Below are 258 nucleotides of genomic sequence, written 5' to 3'. Positions count from 1 at the left end.
ACCTGGGCGTCATCTCCGCACACCTGCAGGATGCGATCCTGAAGGCGAGCGACCTCGCCTATCTCGGGGGCCAGCACCGCTTCGTCCTGGTGGCGCGCCGCTTCGACTGGTCGGCGGAGGACGGGGCGCCGCCGCGCCGCCGCCTCACCGGCATGCATTTCGACCGGGTGCTGCGGGTGCGCAGCCGCGGCATCGGCCCGGGGACGGAGTCCGATTCGCCCCTCGAACTCCTCGCCATCACCTTCGAGCCCACCGAGG

1 protein-coding gene is annotated in these 258 nt (G+C 72.1%); it reads left to right on the top strand.

The annotated features are described in order from the left end of the window. A partial coding sequence (locus CVH10_RS22055) for a DUF2948 family protein (RefSeq protein WP_146143276.1) occupies positions 1-258 on the top strand: 258 nt, incomplete at both ends.

It is taken from the genome of Halomonas sp. ND22Bw (assembly GCF_003011945.1).
Classification (GTDB): domain Bacteria; phylum Pseudomonadota; class Gammaproteobacteria; order Pseudomonadales; family Halomonadaceae; genus Halomonas; species Halomonas halophila.
The sequence above is the reverse complement of the archived record's forward strand: the minus strand, read 5'-3'. Positions and strand labels throughout refer to the sequence as shown.